General features: G+C 66.9%; 18 protein-coding genes. 11 read left to right on the forward strand and 7 right to left on the reverse strand.

Features of this window, described 5'->3' with window-relative positions; translation table 11 throughout:
* Positions 1-155: 155 nt before the first annotated feature.
* From CVV76_RS14010 to CVV76_RS14030, 5 genes are all read left to right on the forward strand, one after another.
* Positions 156-1,106: a sugar ABC transporter substrate-binding protein gene (locus tag CVV76_RS14010; protein ID WP_102225294.1), complete on the forward strand. Its 951-nt coding sequence runs from the start codon at positions 156-158 to the stop codon at positions 1,104-1,106.
* Positions 1,107-1,176: 70 nt separating this feature from the next.
* The gene (locus CVV76_RS14015; RefSeq protein ID WP_102225424.1) at positions 1,177-1,974 is read left to right on the forward strand and encodes an SDR family oxidoreductase; all 798 of its coding nucleotides are present in this window, start codon (positions 1,177-1,179) and stop codon (positions 1,972-1,974) included.
* A gap of 157 nt (positions 1,975-2,131) precedes the next feature.
* Positions 2,132-3,106 (forward strand): ABC transporter permease, encoded by a 975-nt coding sequence (locus CVV76_RS14020; RefSeq protein WP_199178607.1) that lies wholly within the window; start codon positions 2,132-2,134, stop codon positions 3,104-3,106.
* 11 nt (positions 3,107-3,117) lie between these two features.
* Complete coding sequence (locus CVV76_RS14025) at positions 3,118-4,107, forward strand: ABC transporter permease (RefSeq protein ID WP_102225295.1); 990 nt, start codon at positions 3,118-3,120, stop codon at positions 4,105-4,107.
* Complete coding sequence (locus tag CVV76_RS14030; RefSeq protein WP_102225296.1) at positions 4,104-5,630, forward strand: sugar ABC transporter ATP-binding protein; 1,527 nt, start codon at positions 4,104-4,106, stop codon at positions 5,628-5,630. The genes CVV76_RS14025 and CVV76_RS14030 overlap by 4 nt, the downstream gene beginning before the upstream one ends.
* Positions 5,631-5,738: 108 nt before the next feature.
* On the opposite strand, the gene CVV76_RS14035 is transcribed toward CVV76_RS14030, so the two are convergent.
* From CVV76_RS14035 to CVV76_RS14065, 7 genes are read right to left on the reverse strand one after another with little or no spacing between them, the layout of a single operon-like run.
* Positions 5,739-6,083 (reverse strand): RidA family protein, encoded by a 345-nt coding sequence (locus CVV76_RS14035; protein WP_102225297.1) that lies wholly within the window; start codon positions 6,081-6,083, stop codon positions 5,739-5,741.
* Positions 6,080-7,483: an FAD/NAD(P)-dependent oxidoreductase gene (locus CVV76_RS14040; RefSeq protein ID WP_102225298.1), complete on the reverse strand. Its 1,404-nt coding sequence runs from the start codon at positions 7,481-7,483 to the stop codon at positions 6,080-6,082. The genes CVV76_RS14035 and CVV76_RS14040 overlap by 4 nt, the downstream gene beginning before the upstream one ends.
* On the reverse strand, positions 7,480-7,788 hold the full coding sequence (locus CVV76_RS14045) for a (2Fe-2S)-binding protein (protein ID WP_102225299.1): 309 nt from the start codon (positions 7,786-7,788) through the stop codon (positions 7,480-7,482). Before CVV76_RS14045 ends, CVV76_RS14040 begins: the two co-directional genes overlap by 4 nt.
* Positions 7,766-8,857 (reverse strand): NAD(P)/FAD-dependent oxidoreductase, encoded by a 1,092-nt coding sequence (locus CVV76_RS14050; RefSeq protein WP_102225300.1) that lies wholly within the window; start codon positions 8,855-8,857, stop codon positions 7,766-7,768. The genes CVV76_RS14045 and CVV76_RS14050 overlap by 23 nt, the downstream gene beginning before the upstream one ends.
* Before the next feature lie 58 nt (positions 8,858-8,915).
* The gene (dctP, locus tag CVV76_RS14055) at positions 8,916-9,923 is read right to left on the reverse strand and encodes a TRAP transporter substrate-binding protein DctP (RefSeq protein ID WP_233192917.1); all 1,008 of its coding nucleotides are present in this window, start codon (positions 9,921-9,923) and stop codon (positions 8,916-8,918) included.
* Between the two features lie 20 nt (positions 9,924-9,943).
* Positions 9,944-11,242: a TRAP transporter large permease gene (locus CVV76_RS14060; protein WP_102225301.1), complete on the reverse strand. Its 1,299-nt coding sequence runs from the start codon at positions 11,240-11,242 to the stop codon at positions 9,944-9,946.
* Positions 11,235-11,726: a TRAP transporter small permease gene (locus CVV76_RS14065; protein ID WP_102225302.1), complete on the reverse strand. Its 492-nt coding sequence runs from the start codon at positions 11,724-11,726 to the stop codon at positions 11,235-11,237. The genes CVV76_RS14060 and CVV76_RS14065 overlap by 8 nt, the downstream gene beginning before the upstream one ends.
* A 113-nt stretch (positions 11,727-11,839) precedes the next feature.
* Here CVV76_RS14065 and CVV76_RS14070 point away from each other — a divergent pair, with 113 nt between their 5' ends.
* From CVV76_RS14070 to CVV76_RS14095, 6 genes are all read left to right on the forward strand, one after another.
* On the forward strand, positions 11,840-12,775 hold the full coding sequence (locus CVV76_RS14070; protein ID WP_102225303.1) for a LysR family transcriptional regulator: 936 nt from the start codon (positions 11,840-11,842) through the stop codon (positions 12,773-12,775).
* 406 nt (positions 12,776-13,181) lie between these two features.
* Positions 13,182-13,982, forward strand: coding sequence for a CoA transferase subunit A (locus CVV76_RS14075; protein WP_102225304.1), 801 nt, complete (start codon positions 13,182-13,184; stop codon positions 13,980-13,982).
* Complete coding sequence (locus CVV76_RS14080) at positions 13,982-14,809, forward strand: CoA transferase (protein ID WP_102225305.1); 828 nt, start codon at positions 13,982-13,984, stop codon at positions 14,807-14,809. Before CVV76_RS14075 ends, CVV76_RS14080 begins: the two co-directional genes overlap by 1 nt.
* Positions 14,806-15,999 (forward strand): CaiB/BaiF CoA transferase family protein, encoded by a 1,194-nt coding sequence (locus CVV76_RS14085; RefSeq protein WP_102225306.1) that lies wholly within the window; start codon positions 14,806-14,808, stop codon positions 15,997-15,999. Before CVV76_RS14080 ends, CVV76_RS14085 begins: the two co-directional genes overlap by 4 nt.
* On the forward strand, positions 15,996-17,060 hold the full coding sequence (locus CVV76_RS14090; RefSeq protein ID WP_233192918.1) for a 2-hydroxyacid dehydrogenase: 1,065 nt from the start codon (positions 15,996-15,998) through the stop codon (positions 17,058-17,060). The genes CVV76_RS14085 and CVV76_RS14090 overlap by 4 nt, the downstream gene beginning before the upstream one ends.
* Before the next feature lie 10 nt (positions 17,061-17,070).
* A complete protein-coding gene (locus CVV76_RS14095) occupies positions 17,071-17,748 on the forward strand; it encodes a class II aldolase/adducin family protein (protein ID WP_102225307.1) in 678 nt (225 codons plus the stop codon).
* Positions 17,749-17,758: the final 10 nt, after the last annotated feature.

Raw genomic sequence — 17,758 nt, forward strand, 5'->3', positions numbered from 1 at the left:
AAAAAGATATCCGAAACGGATTTCTTGTGGGGAAGAAACCCGGCGCAGGTATGGGAATGATCTGGCCATCGTCAGCGGATTCGGCCGCCTGGAGGAGGGCGCCACGCCGACGGGCAAAATGCCGGGAACTGGAAAAAAGCAACGGGAGGAACATCATGGATAACAGGCTCAAGGCGCTGATCGCGGGAAGCACCGCGATGGCCGCCGTCGCCCTTGCCGGCGGCGCGTCGGCCGATCAGATGAAGATCGGGATCACGCAGAACAACGTGGGTGTCGACAGCTACCAGACGACCTACGAGAAGGCGTTCATCGCGGCGGCCAAGGCCAATCCGAACGTCGACGTCGTGGTGCTGGACGCCGGGGGCGACGTGGCGCGTCAGATCGCGCAGATCCAGGACCTGATCCAGCAGAAGGTGCAGGCGATCATCATCTGGCCCACCAACGGCAAGGCGGTGGTGCCCGCGGTGAAGAAGGCGCATGACGCCGGGATCCCGGTGGTCATCACCAATTCCAACATCGCCAAGCAGGGCATGCCGTTCATCTCGGCCTTCTCGGGCCCGAACAACATCGAGCAGGGCAAGGAAGCCGCCGACATGATGTGCAAGGCCCTGAACGACAAGGGCCAGATCGTGCAGATCTCGGGCAAGCCCGGCTACACCACGGCGATCGAACGCGAGAAGGGCTTCGAGGACCAGCTCTCCGCCAAGTGCCCCGGGGTGAAGATCCTCGACACCCAGCCCGGCGACTGGAACCGCGAGAAGTCGCAACGCGTGATGGAGGATTTCCTCGTCAAGTATCCCAAGATTGACGGGGTCTATGCGGCCGACGACAACATGGGCGTGGGCGCGCTGAACGCCGCCAAGGCGGCAGGGCGCGCGAAGGACATAAAGTTCGTCGGCGCCACCAACTTCGCCGTCGGCTACGAGGCGATGAAGAAGGGCGAGTATTACGGTTCGGTCTACCAGTCGCCGGTGGACGACGCCGAGAACGCGCTGAAGACCGCGATCGAGGTGATCGAGGGCAAGAAGGTGCCCAAGATGAACTACTTCAAGACGCCCGAGATCACCCAGGCGAACATGGACAAGTTCAAGAAGCCGGTCTTCTGATCGCGACCCCACGGCGATGCGGGCCCCGTGCCGGGCCCGCCCCGCCCATTCCAAGCTTGACGAGGTGATCATGGGACGCGTTTCGGGACGGGTCTGTCTTGTGACCGGCGCTGCGCGGGGCCTTGGCCGGGCGATCGGCGAGGCGTTGCTGGACGAAGGGGCGGACGTCTGTTTTGCCGACATCAACGGCGAAGGGGCGGCCGCCGTCGCAAGACAGAACGCGGCCCGGGCCGAGGCCAGCGGCGGGCGGGTGATGTCGGCGGCGGTCGACGTCACCCGGCGCGATCAGGTCCGGGCGATGATCGGCGCGGTCGCGGAGCGCTTCGGCCGGCTCGACGTGAAGTTCAACAACGCGGGCGTGAACCGCCCGATGAACTTTCTCGACGTGACCGAGGAAAACTGGCGCTTCATCATGGACGTGAACGGGCTGGGCACGCTGATCGGAATGCAGGAGGCCGCGCGGCCGATGATCGCGCAGGGCGGCGGCGGCAAGATCGTCAATACCGCCTCGATCGCCGGGCGGCAGGGCTTCGACAACGTGGCGCCCTATTGCGCGTCGAAATTCGCCGTGGTCTCGCTGACGCAATCGGGCGCGCGCGACCTGGCGCGACACGATATCACGGTTACAGGCTTCGCCCCCGGCGTGGTCGCGACCGAGATGTGGGAAGAGGTCGACCGCGACCTGCTGGAGATCGGCGCGGCCGAGCGGCCGGGACAGGCGATGGAGGATTTTTCCGCCGGGATCCTGCGCGGCCGCGTGGCACGGCCCGAGGACATCACGGGCACGACCACGTTCCTCGCCTCGGCGGCGAGCGATTACATGACCGGTCAGATCGTGATGATCGACGGCGGCATGACGCTGGTCTGACACAGGTCGGGCGACCGGCGGCCCGGGCGGTGCGGGAGGCACCGCAAGGGGCGCAGCAAAGGGAGGCAAGAACGAAATGGCGCAGACACGCCTGGAGAGCGCGCGCATGCCCGGGGCGGAAGACCCGGCGGGGCGGCGCGGCGAAAAGGGAGGCGGCATGGCTGGAAAACGACTGAAGGCGGTCACGGGTGTGCTGGCGCGGCAGGGCATCCTTGTCGCCTTCGCGCTGTTCCTGATCGGCTTCGCGCTGGGGTCGGACAGGTTCCTGAGCGCCGACAACATCTTCTCGGTGATCCGCGCATCGGCGATCATCGGGGTCATGGCGCTGGGGGTCACGGTGGTGGTGATCGGCGGCAATCTCGACCTCAGCGTGGGGTCGATGCTGTCGTTCTCCACCGTGCTGGTGGTCGACCTGCATGACAAGATCGGGCCCGGCCCCGCGATCCTGGTCACGGTGCTGGCGACGCTGTGCCTCGGCGCGGTGAACGGGGTTCTCGTGGGCGTCGCGCGGCTGAACTCGCTGATCGTGACACTGGGGATGCTGTCGGCGATCCAGGGTCTCACGCTGATCTACTCGGGCGGCAAGAACGTCGACATCGCGAACCCGGACGGCACCTGGTTCAGCCTCTTCGGGCGCGGCTACATCGCCGATATCCCGACGCCGATCGTGATCTTCGGCCTTGCCGCGATCGTGTTGCATGTCGCGATGGCCTACACCCCGTTCGGGCGGCGCATCTATGCCACCGGCGGCAACCCGACGGCGGCGGTGTTTTCCGGCATCCGCCGCAGCCGGGTGGTGTTTTCCACCTACCTGATCTCGGCCTTCACCGTGGCGATCGCGGCGGTAATCCTGGGCAGTCGGGTGATGGGGTCGCAAAACAACGTGGGCCAGGGCTACGAGCTTCAGGTGCTGGCCGGGGTGATCCTTGGTGGCACCTCGCTGCTGGGCGGGTCGGGCACGATCTGGAAGACGGTGATCGGCGTGCTGATCCTGGGCTTCATCCAGAACGGCCTGCTGCTTCTGGGCTTTCAATACTACGTGCAGTGGCTGGTGACCTGGGTCGTCATCATCCTCGCGGTCTGGCTGGACATCGCGGCCAAGCGCGGCCGGCTGCTGTCGCCCATCGCGTGACGGAGGGGGAAATGGCACAACGCTTCAAGACATCGCCGCTGGGCTGGCTGGCACGCAACCCGATCTGGGGGTTCATCGTGCTGATCTTCATCTTCTTCAGCTTCGCGAACCCGTATTTCTTCGCGATCCAGAACTTCCAGAACATCCTGGTGCAGACCTCGACCATCGGGTTGATCGCGCTGGGGATGACGCTGGTCATGATCAACGGCAACATCGACCTGAGCGTCGGCGCCGTGGTCGCGCTGGCGGCAAGCCTGTGCATCGACATCCAGGGCTGGGCCGTGTTCGCAAGCTGGGGCAACTGGGCGATCCTGCCCGGCGTCGCGGCGGCGCTGACGGCGGGGGTCGCCCTGGGCGCCCTGAACGGGCTGATCGTGTGGAAGACGGGGGTCGATGCCTTCATCGTCACGCTGGGGGCGATGCTCGGGGTGCGCGGCCTCGTCTTCGTCTACACCAAGGAACAATCGTTCTTCGCGATGAACTTCTCCTTCTCCGATTTCGGGTCGTCGAACCTCGGCCCGCTGCCGACGCTGGCGGTGATCTTCCTGATCTGCGCCGTCGCGGTGCATTTCCTGCTGGCGCGCACGGTCCACGGGCGCAACAGCTATGCGGTGGGCGGCAACCGGTCGGCCGCGGTCAACGCGGGCATCCGGGTCGGCCCGCACATGCTGGTCAACTTCATGATCGTGGGGTTCTTCGCCGCGCTGGCCGGCGTCACGCTGTCCAGCCAGATGGGCGCGGCGACCCCCAACCTCGGCACCAATTACGAGCTGTGGGTGATCACCTCGGTCGTCCTGGGCGGCACCAAGCTGAATGGCGGCTCGGGCGACATCGTTGGCACCATGGGGGGCGTTCTGGCGATCGGCATCCTGCGCAACGGCATGAACCTGATGCAGGTGCCCGCCTTCTATGTGCTGGTCATCCTCGGGATGATCCTGATCGCGGTGCTCCTGCTCGACAAGCAGCTCAACCGAAAGGGCAAGGAGGAAATCCGGTTATGACCGCGCCCGACAAGACACCCGCCCCCGCGCTCCGGCTGGAGGGCATCGTCAAGACCTTCCCCGGCGTCCGCGCCCTCGACGACGTCAGCTTCGAGGTCCGGCACGGAGAGGTGCACGCCCTACTGGGCGAGAACGGCGCCGGCAAGTCGACGCTGATGAAGGTGCTCGCGGGCATGTACCAGCCCGACGAGGGCCGGATCTTCATCGAGGAACGGCCCGTCACCATGCGCTCGCCGCTGGAGGCCAAGGCGCGCGGCGTCGTGCTGATCCACCAGGAACTCAGCCTCGCCGAGGAAATGTCGGTGGCCGAGAACATCTATCTGGGCGAACTGCCGCGCCGGTCCTTCGGGCGGGTCGACTGGAAGACGCTCTATGCCAACGCGCAGGCCATCCTCGACCGGCTGAAATGCGGCTTCGGGCCGAAGGACCGGGTGGGAAGCCTGTCGATCGCCAACCGCCAGATGGTCGAGATCGCCCGCGCGCTGACCGTCGACGCCAAGGCGGTGGTGTTCGACGAACCCACCGCATCGCTCACCGACGCCGAGAAGGTGGTGCTGTTCGACATCATCAACGACCTCAAGGCCCGCGGGGTGGGGATCGTCTACATCTCGCACCGGATGGACGAGATCTTCACGCTGGCCGACCGCATCTCGGTGCTGCGCGACGGGGCCCATCGCGGCACGCTGATCGCGGCCGAGACCGACGAAGACGAGGTGATCCAGTTGATGATCGGCCGCAAGCTGGACCTGTCGCGCCACGAACGCGAGGCGGCGAACCTTGGTGCCGTGGCGCTGCGCGTCGAGGGGCTGTCCTGCGGCTCGCTGTTTGAGGACGTCAGCTTCGAGGTATCCGAGGGCGAGGTGCTGGGCTTCTACGGCCTCGTCGGCGCCGGACGCACCGAGATCGCCGAAACCCTGTTCGGGCTGCGCCAGCCAACCGCAGGCAGCATAAGGATCGGCGACGAGACGGTCTCCGTCACCTCGCCCGCCGATGCGATCGCACGGGGCATCTCGCTGGTGCCCGAAAGCCGCAAGGAGCAGGGGCTGGTGCTTGGCATGAATTGCCGCGACAACATCACCCTGCCGCAGGTCGGCGACCTGACCTCGGGGCCCTTCGTGTCCGACGGGGCGGAGGTGGCGATCTTCGACCAGTACCGCGACCTTCTGAAGATCAAGACGCCAAGCTGGCGGCAGGCGGTGGGCAACCTCTCGGGCGGCAACCAGCAGAAGATCGTGATCGGCAAGTGGCTGGCGATGCGGCCACGCATCCTGATCGTGGACGAGCCGACCCGCGGCATCGACGTGGGGTCGAAATCCGAGATCCACGCGCTGATCCGCGACCTCGCGAAATCAGGGTATGCGGTAATCGTGATCTCGTCCGAAATGCCCGAGGTGCTGCATGTCTCGGACCGGATTGTCGCCATGTACCACGGCAGGATCACGCGCACCTTCGACGTCGACGAGGTGACCGAGGACAATCTCGTCGCCGCGATCTCGGGGATCGGGCAAGACAAGGTGGCGTGATGCCGTGGTCCGCGCCGGGCATGTCGAATCCGGCGCGGGGCGTACGCAGCCATCGGCTGCGTACGATGGTCCGGTGATGCGGACCCGGTCTTCCGGTCCGGACCGGGCCTAACCCTCGCAGGCCGCGGTGATGATGATTTCGACCTTCAGCTCGGGGCGGGCAAGCCTGGACTCGCCGCAGGCGCGTGCGGGCGCCTCGCCCTCGGGCACCCAGGCGTCCCACACCGCGTTCATCGCGTCGAAATCGGACATGTCGGCCAGCCAGACGATCGCCTGCAGGATCCGGTCGCGCGACGAGCCCGCCTTTTCCAGAAGCGCGTCGATGCGCCCGAGGCAATCCTTGGTCTGCGCCGCGACATCGTCGCCCGCGCCGACCTGGCCGCACAGATAGACGACACCGTTGTGCCGCACGATCCGGCTCATCCGCGCGTTGGTTTCGATACGTTCGATCATGATCTGCTTTCCTTGCTGTCGGCGCCCGGGTTCTGGTGTTCCGAAAGTTGCGCCACTTCACTCAACGTCACCGGCTTGATCGGGGGACGCAGCCGGTAATAGCCCGTCGCCTCGGGGTCCGCACCCGTCGCCTGCGAAAGGATCTGGGTCACGGTCAGGCCGCAGTAGCGGCCCTGGCAGGGCCCCATGCCCGCGCGATTGAAGGCCTTCATCTGGTTGGGCCCAAGACAGCCCTGGCGGATCGTCTTGCGCACATCCCCGCCGGTTACCTCTTCGCAGCGGCAGACGATCGTATCGTCGGCAGGGGCAAGCGCCTCTGCCGCGGGGGGAAACGCGAGGTCGAGGAAGGGGCGCACCGCACGTTCGGCGTCCAGCGCCCGGCGGCTGCCCGCGCTGCGCCGGTCGCGTTCGTCTTGCGTGATCCGACCCAGATCGCGGGCGATCTCCGCCGCGGATACCCTGCCCGCGTATTCGGCCGCCTTCGCCCCCGCGATGCCTGCCCCGTCGCCCGCGATGAACACCGCCTCGGCGCTGGAACGGCCCCAGGCGTCGAGAACCGGGGCGAAACAGGCCTGCCCGGCCTCCCAGCGGTGATCGAGGCGCAGCGCCCGGCTGATCTGCACGTTCGGGACGACGCCGTGATGCAGCAGAACCGTGTCGCAGGCGATGAACTGCGCCCCGCCCGCGGAAAAGCGCAGACCGGTTGCCGCCCCCTCGCCCTCGATCGTGATGTCGCGCGCCCGGCGATACCGGCGCACCCCCGCGCGACGCAGCTCGCGCAGCAGGCCGGTGCCCTTCATGAGGGTTCGCCAGCCCCGCAGCGCCTGCGGCAGCGCCCCGAGCGCGCGCCCCAGCCCCCCGGGCGTTTCCACCAACGCCAGTGGCGGCGCCCCGGCACGGACCATCTGCACCGCCACGAGGTAGAGAAGCGGGCCCGAGCCGACCAGCACGGCGCGCCGCGCCACAAGGCCCGATTGCTTGAGCAGGATCTGCCCCGCCCCCGCCGTCATCACGCCAGGCAACGTCCAGCCGGGCAGCGGCATCGGCCGCTCCAGCGCGCCGGTCGCCAGCAGCAGGCGCTTGGCGCTGATCTGCGCTGTCTCCTCGCCCCGGGTATAGGTGACCTCCCCCTCGACCGTCAGGTTCCACACCTTGGCCTGTTCGATATGCGTGACGCCCGGCGCCCGGACCGCACCGGTCAGGCTGGCCCCATGCAGGTAGTCCGCGCCCAGGATCCGCCCGCGCAGGCGGCCGGCCCGGTCGACATCGCGGTAGATCTGCCCGCCGGGGCGCGGCTGCTCGTCCAGCAGCACCACCGACAGACCAAGACCCGCCGCCTCGGCCGCGGCGGCAAGGCCCGCGGGCCCTGCCCCGATGATCGCAAGGTCGCAGCGCGTCATGGCCTCTGCCCCCGTCCCCTTGCGGGAAGGATCACCATTCCCTCGCGGATCTCCGTCATGCAGGCCTGGCAGGTCACGCCGTCGATATCGACCAGGCAATCGAAACAGGCGCCCATCATGCAAAACGGCCCGCGCGGCGCCCCGGACACCGGGGTGGCGCGAAACCGGCGTTCGCCAAGGGACAACAGCGCCGCCGCAAGGTTCGCACCCTCCGGCAGGTCATAGTCCCTGCCGTCGAAACTGATCGTGACATGCCGCACGCCCTCCGGCCGGGCGACAGGCTCAAACGGTAAATCGGTCTTCACTGAACTTCTCCAGGTCGGGGGCGGCGGGCGCCGCTTCCAGCCAGTCGGGCAGGAAGCGGGCGTGGGCGGCGGAAAGGGTGACACCGGAATGGCAGGTCACCATCGCCACACCGGGCAACGTTTGCGATTTCTGGTAGATGGGCAGGCCGTCTGGCGACATGATCCGCAGCGCGGCCCAGGTTCGGACAAGCTGCACCTGCGCAAGCGCGGGAACCACGGCGACGGCGCGCTGCGCAAGCGCCGCGGTGGTCATCACCGTCACCCGATCGTCAAGACCCACCTCTTCCTTGCTGTCGCCGATCTGTATCCCGCCCTCGTCCACCTGACGGACGATCCCCGACGGGCGGTTGAGCAGTCTGGGAAGTTTCTCGGTGATCAGCACCTGGCCCCGCTGCGGACGGATCGGCGCCCTGAAGCCCAGCTTCGGACCCAGATCCATCGCACCCAGACCCGCCGCCAGCACCACCCGGTCACAGGTCAGAACCCGCCCCGAGGCCAGCGTCACGCGCAGCCCCGCGCCCACGTCGGTCACGCTTTCGCCCGTCAGCACCGTCGCCCCGCGCTGGCGCACCGCCTGGGCCAGCGTCCGCAGCAGGCGCAGCGGATTCACGTGCCCGTCCTGATGATGAAGGATGGCGCCGGCCACCCTTGGGCCGACCTCGGGCTCTTCGCGCTGCAGGGCGTTGGCGCCCAGAACCTCGAAGGGATAATCGCCGCCAAGCTGCTCCTTCAGCGCGTCGTACCTGGCGACCTTCGCCGCCAGGCTTTCCTCGCTGAGGTGAAAGTCGAGGCCGCCGTTCTGCTGAAGCTGCAGGTCGTTGCCGGTCTCGCGGCGCAATTCGTCGGCGTAATCGCCCCAGGCCCCGGCCGAGGCCTGTGACCACCGCGCATAATGCGGCGCGCCGATGCCCTTCGACTGAACCCAGACCAGGCCGAAATTGCCGCGGCTGGCCCGGATCGCCCCGTCGCCGCCATCGACCACGGTCACCCTCTTGCCGCGGTTCAGCAGGCCGTAGGCAACCGACAGGCCGACGACACCGCCCCCTATGATAACGTAGTCCGCGTCCATCTTCCGCACTTTCCGATCGGACCGGGCGCCGCGCCCTGCGACGCCCGGCAGATCTGTCTCAGTCCTGCGCTTTTTCCTGGGCCTTGGCCTTGTCGAGGATCTTGCTGCCCCAGTCCTTGCCGATGTCGGTCAGGATGACCGGCCAGACCTCGGCCCGCACCTTCTTCGACATCGCCTCGAGCTGGGCATCGCTCAGATCGACGACCTTGGCGCCCGCTCCCTCCAGCTTCTTGACATTTTTGGCCTGATCGGCCTCGGCCACCGTCCAGCGCTTGGTCTCGAACGTGGTCGCCGCCGTCTGAAGCGCCTTGCGATCCTCGGGCGAAAGCGCATTCAGCGTCTCGTTCGAGATGGTCAGATACCAGACCTCGAAATGGGTATTCGCCGGGATGTAGGTCTTGGTCACGTCGCGGAACGAGGCGTAATACCCCTCGGCGCCCGATCCGATCACGCCATCGACCACGCCGGTCTGCACGGCCGTGTAGGCATCCGAGAACGGGATCGGCGCGGGAATGTAGCCCAGGGCCTGCCCCAGCAACTGAAAGCTCTTGATCCCCGGAACGCGCACCTTGATGCCCTTCTTGACCGAGGGATCCCCGGGCGAGATCGGCGCACGGTTCAGCGCGATGCCACCGAAATACACGGGATAGGCGGCCAGCATCGTGATGTCCTGCTTCTGGAAAAGCTTGGCCATCGTGTCGCGGATCACCCCGCCCGGCCCGTAAACCGCGCGCGCCTGCTTCCAGTTCTCGGCCAGATAGGGGAACGAGCTGATCTGCATCTTGCGGTCGGTGTCGGTGCTGGCGGGCTGCACCGCCATGTCGATCGCGCCGAGCGAGACCCGCTGCTGCACGGTGGTGTAGTTGCCCAGCTCGGACGAAGGGAACAGCTTGATGGTCACGTCGCCATGCGTGCCCGCCTTCACGTCGTCGGCGAAGACCGCCAGTTCCTTGTTGATGGTGGCGTCGGCCGGGCGCACGTCGCTCAGCTTCAGCTCCTTTGCCATGGCGGGTGCCGCGGCGGCGATCAGGGCGGCGATCGCCGCGCCGGTGAACAGATGTTTCAACCTTAGTCTCCCTGTTATTGTCAGTAGCCGAAAAAGCTGGGTAGGAACGTCGAGAGGGCCGGCCAGAAGGAGGTGAGGAACACCACCGGGACATAGCCGGTCACGATCAGGATCATCGCGGGTCGGATCACCTTGGTGACCTTCACCTTGCCGATCCGCGCCCCGAGATAGAGGATCGAGGCATAGGGCGGCGTCACCCCGCCCATCGCGGTGTTGACCCCCATGATCGCGGCGAACTGCACCGGGCTGACCCCGATCGCGTTCATCAGCGGCAGCAGCAGCGGCCCGATCAGGATGATCGCGGTGGCGTCGTTCACCACCATGCCGACGAAGAACAGCAGGAGGTTGACCAGGATCAGCAGGACGATCTTGTTGTGCGTGATCTCGAAGATCGCCCCGACCAGCTTTTGCGGCACGCTTTCGTAGACCAGCATCTGGCTGAAGATCATCGAGAACAGGATCATCATCATGATCGTGCCCACGGCGGTCGCCGCTTCCTTCCCGGCCAGCAGGAAGTTGCTCCAGCGCAGGCCCTTGTAGATCAGAAAGCCCACCGGGATCGAATAGACCACCGCGACGGCGGCGGCCTCGGTCGGGGTCATCACCCCGCCGTAGATCCCGCCGAGGATGATGATCGGCATCATCAGCGCCGGGAAGGCGTTGAAGCCGCGCTTGGCGATCTCGCCCGACAGGTCCGACAGGCTGGGCTTGTCGTCCAGCACCAGCGGAAACTTCCGCGCCATGAAGAGGTTCACGACCGAGAAGTTGAACATGATCAACAGGCCCGGCAGCAGCGTCGACAGGAAGCACGCGAGGATCGAGGTGTCGGTCACCCAGCCGTACAGGATCATCGTCACCGACGGCGGGATCAGCAGGCCCAGGATCGACGAGTTGGCGATCAGCGCGGTGGCGTATTCCCGCGGGTAGCCGCGCTTTTCCATCTCGGGGATCAGCAGTGGCCCGATCGCCGCGATGCCGGTCAGGCCCGAGCCCGAGATCGCCCCGATGACCGCGCAGGACACCGCGGCAACCACCCCCAGCCCGCCCCGGATATGCCCGACGAAGGCGTTGACGAAGCGTAGAAGACTGGCCGCGATGCCGCTTTCGGACATGATCGTTCCGGCCAGCACGAACAGGGGGATGGCCAGCAGGACCGGATTGCCCAGCTGCTGCATCCCCCACAGGATGTTGCCCTTCATGATGACGTCGCCGACGAAGTACATCACCATCAGCGCACCGCCGAAGCAGTAGGGCAGCGGAACCCCCAGGGTCAGCAGCAGCACAAGCGCCGCGATTGCGAGAAGGGCGACCTCAACCATGCTGGGCCTCGTCGGTCATGAGCTCGGGGTGGCGCAGGACGCGGACATGGCGGCCAAGCTGGATCAGGGTGAACAGCATCATCAGCCCCATCCCCAGAACCAGCGAGATGTCGGCATAGAAAGTCGGCAGATACAGCGTCGCGCTGGTGCGCCAGACCCGCCAGGAATATTCGCTGAAGCTCCAGGCCCAGCTCATCAGCCACAGACCGATGATCAGGCTCAGGGCATCGGCCACGATCGCCAGGATCGTGTGCTGCCGCGGCGTCTTGAGAAAGATCTCCAGCACGTTCGCCCGGATGTGCGAGTTTTCCCGCGAGGCATTCACCGATCCCAGGATGTAAAGCCACATCGTGGGATAAAGCATCGCCTCGTCCATCCCCATGACCGGGACCTGAAGGACATAGCGCGTGATGACCTGGACGAACTGTCCGGCGGCGACGGCGCATATCAATGCCGTCAGCACATATTTCGCGACCCGTTCCATGGCGTCTCCCTGCTGCGGACTCTTGCGGTCCGATCCGGAGACTTGACGAAAACTTACCCATAGAGGCAAATTGAAAATATCGCTATATCCATAAATCAATCTTATGGGGAACCATGAACCTGACCGTCCGCCAGCTGGAAACGTTCCGCGAGGTCATGCGCTGCCGCTCCATCTCCGAGGCCGCGCGTAATCTCGGGCGGACGCAGCCCGCCGTGAGCAGCATGATCATGGGGCTGGAGGCAGAGCTGGGCTTTCGGTTGTTCGAACGCACCCCGGGCCGGTTCGAGGAAACGCCCGAGGCGATCTTTTTCGCTGAGGAGACGGAGGCGATCCTGGCCCGCATAGATCGCACGCGGAACAGCCTGCGCAACCTTGCGGCGCATGAGCACGGGCGCATCAGGATCGCCTGCCACCCCGCCGCCGCGGGGATCTTCCTGCCCGGCGTGCTGGCGCAGTTCCTCGCGGACAAGCCGGAGGTCGAGGCCTCGCTGATGATGCGTTCGTCAACGGTGATCGAGGATCTGATCGCCTCGCAGCAGTTCGACGTCGGGTTTGCCGAAACGCCTGCGCCGCGCAGATCGGTGCGCCAGGAGGATTTCGAGTTCGACTATCTCTGCGCTGTCCCGAGGTCCGACCCGCTTGCGGAATGTTCTGCGATCACGCCCGAACATCTCGACGACCGGCCGATGGCGACGCTCTTTGCCGAACACCCGAGCTTTCGCCGCACGCAGGAGGCCTTTGCGATGCGCGGCTGCAGAATTCGCCGCCGCTTCGAGCTGCGCACCTTCCAGCCGGGGCTGAGGCTTGTCGCCGCCCGCCAGTGTTACATGATCTGCGACATGGTCACCGCCTACAGCTATCTGCAAAGCCCGGTGACCGGGCCGGACGTCGTCTTTCGAAGGTTCGCACCCGGAATCTCCAGCGGCCTGTCCATCCTGACCCCCGCCTTGCGCCCGGTCTCTCTGGTCGCGCAGGCCTTCTGCAAGGATCTGTCGCGCGAAGTGCAGGGCCTTTGGCAAGCGATACAGCCGCACCTTCTCGTCTCTTGAGCATCGCGACGGTGTAGAAGCCCGGCGGACGCCCCACCGTGATGTTGCGCGCGCCATTCCCCCGTGCAGCAGCGTGCAATCGGCGTAACAGGGCAATTGCTGCCCCCTGCGCGCTTCTCCCCCCGGGGCCAGATCGCATCGGCCGCGGCCCTGCATGGCGCGGCGAGATCAGGGGCACACGCCGGGCCTGCCGCAAGCATATCGCCGTTTTCCAGCACATCGCCGAGAGCGTGAGGCGCCCGGATCGCGCCTGTCCGACACATTCACAGGCCTCCGCCCTCATGCCCTCCCCTGACACGGCTGCCTTCTCCGGCTGCGTCCAAGCTTGACAGACCCGACCATAACGACCTAGATTACTATTTAGAACGTTATTCTATAATTCAGAACATGTTGGAGGGAGGCTGGCATGGAGCTCAACCGTCTTGCGGAACTTGTCCCGACGGGCGCCTGTCTGGCGCTTCCGGTGGATTATGCCGGTGTTTCCATGGCAATGACGCTGCCGCTGATCCGCCATGGAGGCGACGACCTGCACCTGGTCTGCGTGCCGACCGGCGGCCTGCAGGTCGACATGCTGATCGGCGCGGGCAAGGTCAGGCTGGTGGAAACCAGCGCCGTCTCGCTGGGCGAGGCCGGCGGCGCCCCCTGCTTCAACCGTGCGGTCCGCGACGGCGCGATCGACCTGCGCGACGCCACCTGTCCGGCGATCCACGCGGGCCTGCTGGCGGCGCAGAAAGGCGCGCCCTTTACCGCCATGCGCGGGCTGATCGGCACCGATGTGCTGGCCAACCGGCCCGACTGGAGGGTGATCGACAACCCCTTTGGCACGGGCGGCGATCCGGTCGCCCTGATTCCGCCGATCGTGCCGGACGTGGCGATCTTCCACTGCCCGGTCGCCGACCGGCTGGGCAATGTCTGGATTGGCCGGCGGCGCGAGCTTGCCGCGATGGCCTATGCCGCGAAGCTGACCATCGTCACCGTGGAACGCATCAGCGACCGCCCGCTTCTGGAAACCGAGGAGATGGCCGCCGGCACCCTGCCCGCGCTTTATGTCGACGAGATCGCCGTGGCGCCGAAGGGCGCCCGTCCCTACGGTCTCTGGGGCGAATACGGCCCCGACACGGCAGAGCTCAAGCGCTATGCCGCGGCCGCCCGCAGCACCGAAGGTTTCGCCGATTACATGACTGCGATCGTGGGGGAGATGGCCTGATGTCTTCCGCCCTCACCACGCCCCCCGACGCGCCCCCGAGCACGGCGCCCGCCACACCGCGCGAGACGCTGATCTACACCATTGCCGGCCTGCTGCGCGGGATCCGGCACGTCGCCGTCGGCGCCTCCTCCCCGATCCCGGCCGCGGGCGCAATGCTCTGCCGGGCGCTGGCCGAACGCGACGGCGACCCGCGGGTGCGCTTGTCGATCCTGGGATCCGTCCAGCACAACTTCTTCACCAACGGCTCGGTCGAACTGTTCGATTGCGCGGGCCAGGGCCGGATCGACGCCTTCTTCCTCGGCGGCGGCCAGATCGACGGGCGGGGCAACGTCAACCTCGTCGGGGCGGGCCCCTATCCGCAAAGCAAGGTGCGCTGGCCCGGCTCCTTCGGCTCGGCCTACCTCTATTTCACCGTGCCCCGGGTGATCCTGTTCCGCGAGGAGCACAGCCCCAGGGTGCTGGTCGACAAGGTCGATTTCATCTCGGCCCCGGGCGTCAGCGAAGAAGGCGTCTACCGCACCGGCGGGCCGAAGGCGCTCCTGACCAGCATGGCGCTCTTCGACTTCGATCCCGGGCGGCCCGGCTTCCGCCTGCGCAGCATCCACCCCGGCCACGACCTGTCCGAGGTGCGGGCGGCCACCGGCTTCACCTTCCAGGCCGACGATAGCCCCGCCGTCACCCCGCCGCCCGACGCCGAAACCCTCGCCCTGCTGCGCGGCCGCGTGCTGGGCGAATTGTCCGAGACCTACCCCGCCTTCGCCGACACGCTTCGCGCCGAGACGGCTGAGGCGGGCGCTCTCCAGAAGGAAGAGGCGTTGCACAAATGACCACCGAAACCACCGGCCCCGGCTCCCTTGCAGGTCTGCGCGTGATCGACGCAAGCCGCGTGCTGGGCGGCCCCTATTGCGGCCAGATCCTTGCCGACCACGGCGCCGACGTCATCAAGCTGGAGCCGCCCCAGGGCGACGAGACCCGTGGCTGGGGCCCGCCCTTCCTTGACGAGACGGCAAGCTACTTCCTCGGGCTGAACCGCAACAAGCGCGGCATGACGATCGACCTGTCGCAGGAAGCGGGGCGCGCGCTGCTTTTGCGCCTGCTCGACGGGGCCGACGTCTTCATCGAGAACTTCAAGACCGGCACGCTGGAGAAATGGGGGATCGGCAACGAGGAACTGTCGCGCCGCTTTCCGGAACTAGTGCATTGCCGTGTCTCCGGCTTCGGCGCCGACGGGCCCTATGGCGGGCGGCCGGGCTATGACGCCGCGATCCAGGCCTCCTGCGGGATCATGAGCGTGAACGGAGAGGCTGGAGGCGACCCGCTGCGCGTGGGCCTGCCCGTGGTCGACATGGTGACCGGGCTGAACGCCGCGCTGGGGATCCTCATGGCGCTGAACGAGCGGTCGCGCAGCGGCAAGGGGCAATTCGTCGAAAGCGCGCTTTACGATTGCGGCGTCTCGCTTCTGCACCCGCAGCTGCCGAACTACTACCTGACGGGCAAGCCTGCCGGCCGCCAGGGCAACGCCCATCCAAACATCTGCCCCTACGACGCCTATGCGACGGGAAGCGAGCCGATCTTCCTTGCCGTCGGCAACAACCGCCAGTTCGCCACGCTCTGCGACAAGATCGGCCGGCCGGATCTGCCCGGCGACGCGCGCTTTGCCTCGAACGCCGCGCGCAACGTCAACCGCGACGCGCTGAAGGTGGAGCTGGAAGCCGCCCTTGCCGCCCATGACTGCGCCGCGATCGCCGAGACGCTGATCGCCGCGGGCGTGCCCTGCGGTCAGGTGCGCAGCCTCGACCAGGTGGTCGACGATCCGCACACCCGGCATCGCGGGATGATCGTCGACATCGACGAGTACCGCGGCACGGGCAGCCCGATCAAGCTGTCGCGCACCCCCGCCAGCTATCGCCGGAAACCCCCGCGGCTGGATGAGCACGCGGCAGAGATCCTGCGCGAATTCGGTGCCGACGCCGGCACGCAAGACCCGGCCCGCGAAAGGGCGGAGGAGGAGACGTGATCTTTCAGGACATCAGCGCGCGGGCGCTGCGCATCGGCATCATCGGCGACGGCTTCATGCGCCCGCCGTTCTTCCGCAAGGCGCTGGCCGAGATGCTGGGCGAGCGCCCGGCCGAGTTCACCGAGATGGAGCTTGACTGGCCGCTCCGGCTGAAGACGACCAAGCACGACCCCGACCTGCCGGTGGCCGAGTTCGTGGGCCGCCCCGAGGCGTATTTCGACTTTCTGTCGGGCCTCGACATCCTCGTGACACACCTTGCGCCGATCACCGCGCAAAGCCTTGCCCATGCGCCCGACCTGCGGCTGATCGCGGTGTCCCGCGGCGGCCCGGTGAACATCGAGATGGCAGCGGCGCGCGCGCGCGGGATCGAGGTCATCAACACGCCCGGCCGCAACGCCTCGGCGGTGGCGGAATTCACCGTGGCCGCACTTCTGGCCGAGACCCGCAACCTCGTGCGGGGACACCTGTCGGTGAAAAGCGGCGAATTCCGGCGCGACTTCTACCACAGCGACAATGCCGGGCCCGAACTGTGCGAGCTGACCGTGGGCATCGTGGGGTACGGCGATATCGGCACCCGCGTGGCGCGGCTGCTGGCCCCCTTCGGCTGTCGCATCGTCGTCTCGGACCCGTTCAAGGAACTGACGGATGCCGACCGCGCACTGGGGATCGAGAAGCTGCCCTTCGACGAGCTTGTCGCGACCGCCGACGTCCTGACCCTGCATCCCCGCGTCACGCCCGAGACGGTGGGCATGATCGGCCGCAAGCAGATCGAGGCGATGCAGCCCGGCAGCTACATCGTGAACACCACCCGCGGGCAGGTGCTGGACTATGACGCGCTTTACGACGCGCTGGTCTCGGGCCACCTGCGGGGCGCCGCGCTGGATACCTTCACGCCCGAGCCGCCGCCCCCGGGCATGCCGCTTCTGCAGCTGCCCAATGTCACGCTCTCGCCCCATATCGCGGGCGCGTCGATCTATTCCATCCGCAAGGCCGCCACCATGATCGCAGGCGACATCGGCCGCATCCTGGCCGGCGAGCCGCCGCTCTATCCCGCGAAGTGAGATCCAGAAGATGACCGAAGAACTCCGCCTCCGCACCCTCGTGATCGACAGCTGCCGCCGCATGAACGCGCTCGGCATCAACAAGGGCACCTCCGGCAACATAAGCGTGCGCCATGGCGACGGCTTCCTGATCTCGCCGACCGGCATCCCCTATGACAAGCTGGAGCCCGGGCACGTCGTCCAGATGGGATGGGACGCGACCTATGCGGGCGAGGTCCAGCCCTCCAGCGAATGGCGCTTTCACCGCGACATCCTGAAGGCCCGGCCCGACCTTAACGCCGTGGTCCACACCCATTCGACCAATGCAACCACCGTCTCCATCCTCGAACGCGACATTCCGGCGGTTCACTATGCGATCGCCGGCGCCGGCGGCGACAATATCCGCTGCGCCCCCTACGAGATCTTCGGCAGCCAGGCGCTGGCGAACGTGGTGATCCGGGCGCTCGAGGGGCGCCGGGCCTGCCTGATGGCGCACCACGGGGTGATCGCCGCGCATGTCTCGGTCGAACGCGCGCTGGCGCTGGCCGTCTCGGTCGAGGAGATGGCGACGCTCTACCTCAACTGCCTGCAGACCGGGATCGAGCCGCCGATCCTGTCGGCCGCGCAGATGGCCGATGTGCTGGAACGGTTCAAGACCTATGGCCAGCAGCCGCAGGCCGTGACCGAGGGGCTGCGCCAGGCCTCCTGACCGACAGGGC

Origin of the sequence: Acidimangrovimonas sediminis (assembly GCF_002871005.1) — a bacterium.
GTDB classification, from domain to species: Bacteria; Pseudomonadota; Alphaproteobacteria; order Rhodobacterales; family Rhodobacteraceae; genus Acidimangrovimonas; species Acidimangrovimonas sediminis.

Bases quoted from the DNA above. Each gene is read 5' to 3' on its own strand.
- CVV76_RS14010 (WP_102225294.1), top strand. From the start codon at position 156: ATGGATAACAGGCTCAAGGCGCTGATCGCGGGAAGCACCGCGATGGCC.
- CVV76_RS14015 (WP_102225424.1), top strand. From the start codon at position 1,177: ATGGGACGCGTTTCGGGACGGGTCTGTCTTGTGACCGGCGCTGCGCGG.
- CVV76_RS14020 (WP_199178607.1), top strand. From the start codon at position 2,132: ATGGCTGGAAAACGACTGAAGGCGGTCACGGGTGTGCTGGCGCGGCAG.
- CVV76_RS14025 (WP_102225295.1), top strand. From the start codon at position 3,118: ATGGCACAACGCTTCAAGACATCGCCGCTGGGCTGGCTGGCACGCAAC.
- CVV76_RS14030 (WP_102225296.1), top strand. From the start codon at position 4,104: ATGACCGCGCCCGACAAGACACCCGCCCCCGCGCTCCGGCTGGAGGGC.
- CVV76_RS14035 (WP_102225297.1), bottom strand. From the start codon at position 6,083: ATGATCGAACGTATCGAAACCAACGCGCGGATGAGCCGGATCGTGCGG.
- CVV76_RS14040 (WP_102225298.1), bottom strand. From the start codon at position 7,483: ATGACGCGCTGCGACCTTGCGATCATCGGGGCAGGGCCCGCGGGCCTT.
- CVV76_RS14050 (WP_102225300.1), bottom strand. From the start codon at position 8,857: ATGGACGCGGACTACGTTATCATAGGGGGCGGTGTCGTCGGCCTGTCG.
- CVV76_RS14060 (WP_102225301.1), bottom strand. From the start codon at position 11,242: ATGGTTGAGGTCGCCCTTCTCGCAATCGCGGCGCTTGTGCTGCTGCTG.
- CVV76_RS14065 (WP_102225302.1), bottom strand. From the start codon at position 11,726: ATGGAACGGGTCGCGAAATATGTGCTGACGGCATTGATATGCGCCGTC.
- CVV76_RS14070 (WP_102225303.1), top strand. From the start codon at position 11,840: ATGAACCTGACCGTCCGCCAGCTGGAAACGTTCCGCGAGGTCATGCGC.
- CVV76_RS14075 (WP_102225304.1), top strand. From the start codon at position 13,182: ATGGAGCTCAACCGTCTTGCGGAACTTGTCCCGACGGGCGCCTGTCTG.
- CVV76_RS14080 (WP_102225305.1), top strand. From the start codon at position 13,982: ATGTCTTCCGCCCTCACCACGCCCCCCGACGCGCCCCCGAGCACGGCG.
- CVV76_RS14085 (WP_102225306.1), top strand. From the start codon at position 14,806: ATGACCACCGAAACCACCGGCCCCGGCTCCCTTGCAGGTCTGCGCGTG.
- CVV76_RS14095 (WP_102225307.1), top strand. From the start codon at position 17,071: ATGACCGAAGAACTCCGCCTCCGCACCCTCGTGATCGACAGCTGCCGC.